1 protein-coding gene is annotated in these 243 nt (G+C 43.6%); it reads right to left on the minus strand.

Annotation, left to right across the window (positions count from 1 at the left end):
- Positions 1-243, minus strand: a 243-nt coding sequence (locus G6042_RS00210) for a transposase (protein WP_211161582.1), incomplete at both ends; no start/stop codon positions are given.

A 243-nucleotide genomic window follows, 5' to 3' on the forward strand; every position in this document is an offset into this window, starting at 1 on the left:
CATCAGCATACTCACTTCGGTCAATCTCTCTTCCGCCTTTTCGGCTGGTACATTGGTCTTTTACTGGACAGGTTTTGCAAGCTGGTGTGCGGTATTTTTGGAACCTGTAACCACTTTCCTCAGTTCGACCTGTTTTCTTGTGCCATCGACCAGTAGTGCTTAGCGTTTGTCCTTGCGGACAAGTGTAGGTATTTGCTTCTTTATTATAAATAAACTTTGTTACAAAATACTCGGGTTGTGTGC

The organism is Flavobacterium solisilvae (genome assembly GCF_012911605.1).
In the GTDB taxonomy this organism is placed as follows: domain Bacteria; phylum Bacteroidota; class Bacteroidia; order Flavobacteriales; family Flavobacteriaceae; genus Flavobacterium; species Flavobacterium solisilvae.